Origin of the sequence: Kribbella sp. NPDC050124 (genome assembly GCF_044460355.1) — a bacterium.
Classification (GTDB): domain Bacteria; phylum Actinomycetota; class Actinomycetes; order Propionibacteriales; family Kribbellaceae; genus Kribbella.
The window spans coordinates 1-7,988 of record NZ_JBITJU010000060.1 but is presented as its reverse complement, the minus strand read 5'-3'; the positions used below and the strand labels follow the sequence as shown (position 1 = coordinate 7,988).

The 7,988-nt window shown below is 70.1% G+C and carries 6 protein-coding genes and 1 pseudogene; 5 read left to right on the top strand and 2 right to left on the bottom strand.

Annotated elements, in window-relative coordinates:
- Positions 1-504: 504 nt before the first annotated feature.
- Together ACIBL3_RS47050 and ACIBL3_RS47045 are read left to right on the top strand one after the other, a co-directional pair.
- Positions 505-813: pseudogene (locus ACIBL3_RS47050) on the top strand (transposase); the annotation flags it as partial.
- A 652-nt stretch (positions 814-1,465) separates the two neighbouring features.
- Positions 1,466-2,098: a transposase gene (locus ACIBL3_RS47045; protein WP_396360591.1), complete on the top strand. Its 633-nt coding sequence runs from the start codon at positions 1,466-1,468 to the stop codon at positions 2,096-2,098.
- A 548-nt stretch (positions 2,099-2,646) separates the two neighbouring features.
- On the opposite strand, the gene ACIBL3_RS47040 is transcribed toward ACIBL3_RS47045, so the two are convergent.
- Entirely contained in the window at positions 2,647-3,177 is a 531-nt protein-coding gene (locus ACIBL3_RS47040) for a hypothetical protein (RefSeq protein WP_396360590.1), read from the bottom strand.
- A 142-nt stretch (positions 3,178-3,319) separates the two neighbouring features.
- Here ACIBL3_RS47040 and ACIBL3_RS47035 point away from each other — a divergent pair, with 142 nt between their 5' ends.
- The 3 genes from ACIBL3_RS47035 (at position 3,320) to ACIBL3_RS47025 (ending at position 6,480) form a co-directional block, all read left to right on the top strand.
- A complete protein-coding gene (locus ACIBL3_RS47035; protein ID WP_396360589.1) occupies positions 3,320-4,621 on the top strand; it encodes an MFS transporter in 1,302 nt (433 codons plus the stop codon).
- Positions 4,621-5,259, top strand: coding sequence for a pyridoxamine 5'-phosphate oxidase family protein (locus ACIBL3_RS47030; RefSeq protein ID WP_396360588.1), 639 nt, complete (start codon positions 4,621-4,623; stop codon positions 5,257-5,259). Before ACIBL3_RS47035 ends, ACIBL3_RS47030 begins: the two co-directional genes overlap by 1 nt.
- Before the next feature lie 78 nt (positions 5,260-5,337).
- Positions 5,338-6,480 carry a sensor histidine kinase gene (locus ACIBL3_RS47025; protein WP_396360587.1) on the top strand — a complete coding sequence of 381 codons (1,143 nt, stop codon included), beginning with the start codon at positions 5,338-5,340 and terminating at the stop codon, positions 6,478-6,480.
- Between the two features lie 106 nt (positions 6,481-6,586).
- Here the strand turns inward: ACIBL3_RS47025 and ACIBL3_RS47020 are convergent, their stop codons facing one another.
- Complete coding sequence (locus ACIBL3_RS47020) at positions 6,587-7,810, bottom strand: alpha-hydroxy-acid oxidizing protein (RefSeq protein WP_396360586.1); 1,224 nt, start codon at positions 7,808-7,810, stop codon at positions 6,587-6,589.
- Positions 7,811-7,988: the final 178 nt, after the last annotated feature.

The following is a 7,988-nucleotide window of genomic DNA, read 5'->3' as shown; positions in this document are numbered from 1 at the left end:
CCCGAATTCACTGTCTGAGTGGAGCGCGGACGGCCGATCGGCGAGAAAAGTCGCGGCGTGTTGGTGTGGACAGAGAGCCCCAAATCCATTTTGCAGCAGGCTCTGTAACGCGCCAACGGTGCAACAACCCGCCAGCCGGCGGCAGCGCAGCAGAGGTTGGCGGTTGCGGGTCGCGGGCGACTCGCGGGGTTCGGCGTTCACCGAGGTGCGGGCGCGGTGGGCGGTTGGAGGTCGGGGTAGCCGCGACGGTTGCGCAGGGCGGTGGTCAGGAACCGGCGCCGCGAGGTGACGGGCGTGGGTGCGGTGGAGGTGCTTGCGGGTTGCGGGCGGGTGCCGGCAGATCGTGCCGGTGGCGGGTTATGTGACCGCGAGCCCGTTGTAGAGCCTGTTGCGATTTGGGGCGTGGCGCTGGTTGGTTGGGTCGGGGTGGTGTTGGAGGGTTGGGTGCTGGCGAATTCGTATCGGCCGGTTGATCGTGGTCAGGCGTTTCTGTTGCCGCCGGATATGGCGGATTGGCTGGGGCCGGATCATCTGGTGTGGTTTCTGATCGATGCGGTCGAGGCGATGGACACGACGGTGTTCCATTCCCGGCAAGCGCGGGCGCGGGTGTCGCAGGGGCGGGCCGGGTTCGATCCGGACATGCTGGTCACGTTGCTGCTGTACGGGTATGCGCACGGGGTGCGGTCGTCGCGGCAGATCGAGCGGCTGTGCACCGACAATGTGGCGTTCCGGGTGATCTGTGCCCAGGACGTGCCGGACCATTCGACGGTCGCGCGGTTCCGGTCAGAGCACGAGGCTGCGTTCACCGAATTGTTCACGCAGGTGCTGGTGTTGTGCGCGAAGGCGGGTCTGGGGCGGGTCGGGTCGATCGCGGTGGACGGCACCAAGATCGCCGCGAGCGCTTCGATCGACGCGAACCGCACCGAGGACAAACTGCGTGCCGGATTGGAGGCGGCGCTGCAGACCGAGGCGGAGCGGATCGTCGCGGCGGCAGCCGCGGCCGATGCGGCCGAGGATGCGTTGTTCGGTGACAAGCGTGGTGACGAGCTGCCGCCGTCGATGCGGGGCCGTGGCGGTGGCCGGGTCGAGCGGCTGCGGGAGTGTCTGGCCCAGATCGAGACCGAGACCACCGAGCGTGCCGCCGAGCGGTCCACGGCCGACGCCAAGGCGACCGCCACCGTTGAGGCGGCCCGTGATCGGGTCCGGCGGGCCGAGGCGAAGGCCCGGGCCGCGGTGAACGACTACCAGCACCGGTGGAAGCGGGCCGGGCGGCGTCCCGGCGGGCGTCCCCCGCAGCCCGTGGACGAGTCCGGCGCGGTCGGCCGCGCCCGCCAGCGCCTGGCCAAGGCCGAACGGCGCCACGCCGAGCGGCAAGCCCGGCTCGCCGCGGTGCAACAGGCCGCCGCGAACAAGCCGTCCGGCCACGCACCGCGGCGCAACGTCACCGACCCCCGACTCGCGGATCATGCCCACCCGCAAGGGCTGGATCCAGGGCTACAACGCCCAGCTCGCGGTCACCGACGACCACCTCATCCTCGCGGTCGCCATCACCCAAGACACCGTCGACACCGGCCAGGCCCAGCCGATGACCACCGCCGCGCTGAAGGCCGCCGCCACTGTGCAGGCCCACCGCCCACCCACCTGCCAAACCGGGCCAGAAACCACAGCGGACATGGATTCTGACATGGATTCTGGCGTGGATTCTGGACGCTGCCACGGCATCGGACTGATGCTGTTCGACGCCGGCTACTTCTCCGAGGACAACCTCACCGCCCCCGGACCCGACCGGCTGATCGCGCTCGGCAAACACCGCGACCAGGCCCGCGCCGCCACCATCAACCCGGCCAGCGGGCCACCACCCGAAGCCGCGACCGCGATCGACCAGATGAGCCACCGGCTCCGAACCCCCGAAGGCCACCAGGCCTACAAACGCCGCGCCGCCACCATCGAACCCGTCAACGGACACCTCAAAGACCAAACCGGCCTCCGCCGGTTCAGCCGCCGCGGCCTCACCGCCGCCGCCAGCGAACTCAACCTCGCAGCCGCAGTCGTCAACCTCCTCAAGCTCCACACCCGCACCCTCCAACCAGCCACCTGAACCACCCCGGCCGCCCCCGGCCCGCTGAATCGACGCCGCCCAAGCCAACCCAACGCCAAAACTCAACAGGCTCTGTAACGCGCCAGCGGTGCAATAGCCCGCCAGCCGGGAGCGGTGGGGGCGGCTGCGGGGTCGCGGGCGAGTCGCGGGGTTCTGGCGTTCACCGAGGTGCCGAGCGCGGTGGGCGCTTGGGGGTCCTGCAGGACGAAGTACCGGACCGGGGCGACTGCGTCGGGCGGGCGCGTCGGTGACGGCGATCACGAGGTGCGGGCGCGGCGGGGCGCATGGCGGTCGGGGCGGGCGCGTCGGTGGCGGCGATCAGGAGTGTGCGGGGGTTGGAGGTGCTTGCGGGCCGTGGGCGGGGGCTGGCGGGGCGTGGGTTCGTGGTGGTCGGGTTGAAGGGGTCTGGTTGTGCGGGGTGGGTGGACGTGTTGCCGGGGGGCTGGGCTGGGTTGTTGAGGGGGTGCCTTGTGGCGCGCGGGGTCTGGCGCTGGGCGGGGTTGGTTAGGGGGTGTCTTGTGGGTGTGCGGGGTCTGGGGCGGGTGGGGTTAGGCGGCTGTGGAGAGGAGTTGGGGTTGGTAGATGTGGTGGGGGGTGGCTATGTAGAAGCCGAGGAGGGGGACGGCGGTTGTGCGGCAGAGGTGGGTGGCGGCGGTGGCCCATTCGGTGTCTAGGTCGGGCCAGATGTTGGGGCCGGGGCGGCCTAGGGCCAGGAGCAGGGAGGTGCCGGGGGCCGTGCGTACGGCGGGGATGATCGGGGTTAGAGCTGAGGTGCACATGGTGCTGGCGGCCAGGGGTGAGTGGGCCGCGGTTCGGGGTGAGTGGGGCGAGTGGGCCGCGGGCCGGGGCGAGTGGGCTGCGGGCGGGGGTGCGTGGGGTGCGGGTGGTTGGCCGAATTCTGAGGGGAGGTCTATGGCTATGGCGGCTCGGTAGTGGGTGTTTTCGTCGCAGAGGATGACGGTGAAGGTGCCGCGGTGGCGGTCGCCGAGGCTGACGAGGAGGTCGACGACGTCGGCGGCGCGGGTGGGGTCGGAGAGGGGATGGTCGGTCCAGGTCGGGGGCAGGTCTTGGAAGCTCATGCCTACAAGGTGCCGTCGTTTCGGCCGCTCGTCCGAGTTATCCACAGAGAAAAGTGGCCCATCTGATGGGCTGCAAAGTGGATCTGCCTGCTGGGCCGATGGGCTCCTAGGCTCGAGAGTAACGAGCTGAGGGAGGCCGGAGATGAGCATCATGATCGAGCGCAGCAGGCGGGGCCGCGACGTCCGCGGTGGCGAGGGCGTCGGGCGGGTGTTGCCGCCGATGGGGGTCGGGCGGAAGTTGGCTCTGGCGCAGTTGGCTAACTCGGTGGGCGACGGGGCGTTCATCGTGACGTCGGCGTTGTTCTTCACCCGGGTGGTCGGATTGTCGACGGCCCAGGTCGGGCTGGGGCTCACCGTGGCTTGGCTGGTTGGCTTCCTGATGGGTGTGCCGCTCGGTAACCTCGCCGACCGCAAGGGCGCTCGCGGCGTCGCAGTCGTACTCGCGTTGACCACGGCAGCCTCAGTCGCGGCGTTCCTCGTAGTGCGGAGCTTCCCGCTCTTCCTCATCGCCGCGATCGTCTACGCCAGCAGCCAGACCGGACTGACTGCAGCACGCCAGGCACTCCTCGCAGGACTAGTGCAACCACAAGAGCGCACCCGCATCCGCGCGTTCCTCCAGTCCACGGTCAACGCGGGCCTCGCAGTCGGCGCACTACTCGGCGGCATCGCGCTCCACTTCGACACCGCAGCGGCGTACCTGATCGTCTTCGCCGTCGACGCCCTCAGCTTCCTGATCGCCGCGCGCCTCATCCACCGGGTCCCCAGCGTCACCGTCAGCACGCGGATCAAGGGTGAGCCGCGCCTCGCCGTACTGCACGACCGTCCGTACGCCGTCCTCGCGTTGCTGAACGCGATCATGCTGCTCTTCATGCCGCTGCTCAGCCTGGTCGTCCCGCTGTGGATCGTCACCCGCACCGACGCACCGGACTGGGTCGTCGCCTCCCTCCTGATCGTCAACACGCTCCTGGTCACGCTCTTCCAGGTCAAAGCCGCCAAGAGCGTCAAGGACCTCGGCACAGCGACCAAGTCCATCCGGTACGCCGGTGTCGCCATGCTGGCCGCGTGCGCGGTCTTCGCCATCTCCGCCGCGAACCTGAGCGCCTGGACGGCGGCCGCCGTACTGGTTGCCGGTGCCGCACTCCTGACTCTGGGCGAGATGAAGCTGGCCTCCGGGGCGTGGGAGATCAGCTTCGGACTGGCGCCGGCCGACAAGCAGGGGCAGTACCAGGGCTTCTTCGGCACCGGTCCCGCGATCGCCCGGATGCTCGGTCCGGCGATGCTCACGACCGTCGTCCTCGGGTGGGGTCCGATCGGCTGGATCGCTGTGGGTGCACTGTTCCTGGGGACCAGTTGCGCAACTGGTCCCGCCGTACGATGGGCCGCACGGACGAGGGCCGTCAACGAGGACGCCACGCCGTCGCTGGTAGAGGAGACCGCCGCCTGATGGAGATCCCCGGACTGGAAGAGATCACGACGTACGACGAGCTGCGCGAGATCGTCCCCACCCCGTTGGCAGCCGCCGCCGGCAAGACCCGCAAGGCGCTGCACGAGCTGGACCGGCAGTGGCTGGCCGCATCGCCGTTCTGCCTGGTCGCCACGTCAGCGGCGGACGGCAGCTGCGATGTCTCCCCCAAGGGCGACCCGGCCGGGTTCACCAAGATCTTCGACGACAGCACGATCGCCATTCCGGAGCGCGCGGGCAACCGGCGGGTGGACGGGTTCACCAACATCCTCAGCAACCCGCACGTCGGCCTGATCTACTTCATCCCCGGTCGCGGTGACACGCTGCGGATCAACGGGCGGGCCCGGATCGTCCGGGAGGCGCCGTTCTTCGACGAGATGATCGTCCGGGGCAATCGCCCGCAGCTCGCGCTGCTGGTGGAGATCGAGGAGGTCTTCCACCACTGCTCGAAGTCGTTCCTGCGCTCGCAGCTGTGGAAGCCCGAGACCTGGGACCCGGAGGCGCTGCCGAGCCGCCCGCGGATCGCGAAGGCCCTGGAGCGGCAGGACGACGACCTGGCCGAGCTCGAGGAGTACTACGGCAAGGCGTACGAAGAGAAGATCTACAAAGTCAAGTACTGAACTACTCCGGACGGAGCAGCGCCGGATACTCCATGGCGACGATGACACCGACCGGGTGGACCTCTACGGTTTCGTAGTGTGACGACGACTGACCCGACGACGAGCACGCCGACCTGGGCTGCCCAGGTACGGCGGATTGCGCTGCCCGCCGTCCTCAGCGTGGTCGTGGTGGTCGGATCGTTCGGCGCCTCCGACGGCCAGCCGGATCGCCGGTCCGCCGACTGGTTCATGGCGGTCCTGCTGCTGATCGGGACGGTGTCGCTGTACTGGCTCCGGCCCCACCCGATCCCGGTGCTGTGGGCAACGGTCATCTCGACCCTGACCTACATGCTGATGCAGTACCCGTGGGGCCCGGTGATCTTCACGTTCGTGATCGCCGTGTTCTCGGTGATCCGCCGCGGGCATCGCCTGGCCGGCTGGGCCGGCCTGGCCGCCCTGTACGTCGGCCATGTCGGCGGCCGCCTCATCCTCGGCATCAACGAGGACGGCATCTACCAGGTTCTCCTCGTCGGCACGTGTTTCGTCGTACTCGGGTTCGTCGCCGAGCTGTTCCGGGCCCAGCGGGACCGGGCGATCGCGGCAGACAAGACGCGCCGAGAGGCCGAGCTGCGCAAGGCGGGTGAGGAGCGGCTGCGGATCGCGCAGGAGCTGCATGACGTGGTCGCGCACCACATCTCGCTGATCAACGTGCAGGCGTCGACGGCGCTGCACCTGGTCGACCGGCAGCCCGAGCAGGCCGGTCCGGCGCTCGCCGCGATCAAGGACGCCAGCAAGGAAGCCCTGGTGGAGCTGCGGTCTATCGTCGGCATCCTGCGGCAGTCGGACGAGTCGGCACCACGACAGCCGGTCGCCGGTCTCGAGCGGCTCGAGCACCTGGTCAGCCGGACGTCTCGCGCCGGTCTGGAGGTCCACACCATCGTCCACGGCGACCCGCAGCCGTTGCCGACTGGGCTGGACCGCGCGGCGTTCCGCATCATCCAGGAGTCGCTCACCAACATCGTCCGGCACGCGAAGGCGAACTCCGCGACCGTCCGCATCCAGTACGGCGACGAGGCGCTCGTACTCCAGGTCGACGACGACGGCCAGTCGCTCGCCGGCCCACCCAAAGAGGGCAATGGCATCATCGGCATGCGCGAACGGGCCACCGCCCTGGGCGGAACCCTCACCGCCGCCCGCACCCCCGCCGGCGGCATGCGCATCACCGCCCACCTACCGCTGTAGATTCCCTGTGAATCCCGGCGCACCAGCATCCGCACGGCCGCAGGATTCACAGAGTTCTCACAACGGCGACGTCGTACTGCGGACCGCTGTGGGCGAAGGCTCCGGCTCACACTCCCGTTGCTGGAAGGCGGACGTGCGACGGATTGAGGTCGGCGATCCGGGAGACGCCAAGGAGGGCCATCGTACGGCGGACCTCCTTGGTGAGGATCTCCGCGGCCCGGGCCACACCACGCTGGCCGCCGGCCATCAGGCCGTACAGGTACGCGCGGCCCACCAGGCAGGCGTCGGCGCCCAAGGCGATCGAGGCGACGATGTCCGCGCCGGACATGATGCCGGTGTCGAGGTAGATCTCGGCGTCGCTGCCGACCGCCTTGCGGACGTCGGGGAGGATGCGCAGCGGGGTCGGCGCCCGGTCGAGCTGCCGGCCACCGTGGTTGGACAGCACGATCGCGTCCGCGCCCGCGTCGACCACCCGGCGGGCGTCGTCGACGGTCTGGATGCCCTTGACGATCAGCGGTCCCGACCAGATCGACCGCAGCCAGTTGAGGTCGTCGATCGTCATCGTCGGGTCGAACAGCTTGTCCAGCAGCTCTGCGACCGTGCCGTCCCAGGTGGACAGTGAGGCGAAGGTCAGCGGCCGCGTGGTCAGCAGGTTCGCCCACCACGCCGGGTGCAGCGAGGCGTCCAGGACGGTCTTCGCGGTCAGCGACGGCGGGATAGTGAAGCCGTTCCGTACGTCGCGCAGCCGAGCACCAGCCACCGGTACGTCGACTGTCAGCATGAGCGCCTCGTATCCGGCGGCGGCCGACCGCTTGACCAGGTCCTCACCCGCGTCGCGGTCCTTCCACACGTACAGCTGGAACCACTTGCGGGCGTCCGGCGCGGCCGCGGCGACGTCCTCGATCGACGTCGTGCCCATGGTGGACAGCGCGTACGGGATGCCGATCTCCTCGGCGACCTTGACGACCGCGCTCTCGCCCTCGTGGTTCATCATCCGGGTGAAACCGGTCGGCGCGAACGCGAACGGGAGCTCCGAGCGGCCGCCGAGGATCGAGGTGCCGAGGTCGATGTCGGACACGTCGCGCAGGATCGACGGCTGCAGCTCCATCTCGGCGAACAGGCGGCGGGCCCGCTGCAGGCTGATCTCCGCCTCGGCCGCGCCATCGGTGTAGTCGAACACCGACCGGGGCGTCCGGCGCTTGGCGATCGCCCGCAGGTCCGGGATCGTGAGCGCCTTCTCCAGCCGGCGCTCGGTCGGGTTCACCGTGACCGGCTTCGGCCGCAGCAGCGGCTTGAGCTCGGACCATTTGGGGAGCTGTCGGTCGGTCATCACTACTCCGGCGGAAGGGGATCCTGTGGTGGGGGGGGGGGGGGGGGGGGGGGGGGGGGGCGCCGGGGGGGGGGGGGGGGGGGGGTGTGGGGGGGGGGGGGGGGGGGGGGGGGGGGGGGGGCGGCGGGCCCGGGCCCCCCCCGCCCCCCCCCCCCCCCCCCCCCCCCCCCCCCACCCC

Bases quoted from the DNA above. Each gene is read 5' to 3' on its own strand.
- ACIBL3_RS47045 (WP_396360591.1), top strand. From the start codon at position 1,466: ATGCCCACCCGCAAGGGCTGGATCCAGGGCTACAACGCCCAGCTCGCG.
- ACIBL3_RS47040 (WP_396360590.1), bottom strand. From the start codon at position 3,177: ATGAGCTTCCAAGACCTGCCCCCGACCTGGACCGACCATCCCCTCTCC.
- ACIBL3_RS47035 (WP_396360589.1), top strand. From the start codon at position 3,320: ATGAGCATCATGATCGAGCGCAGCAGGCGGGGCCGCGACGTCCGCGGT.
- ACIBL3_RS47030 (WP_396360588.1), top strand. From the start codon at position 4,621: ATGGAGATCCCCGGACTGGAAGAGATCACGACGTACGACGAGCTGCGC.
- ACIBL3_RS47020 (WP_396360586.1), bottom strand. From the start codon at position 7,810: ATGACCGACCGACAGCTCCCCAAATGGTCCGAGCTCAAGCCGCTGCTG.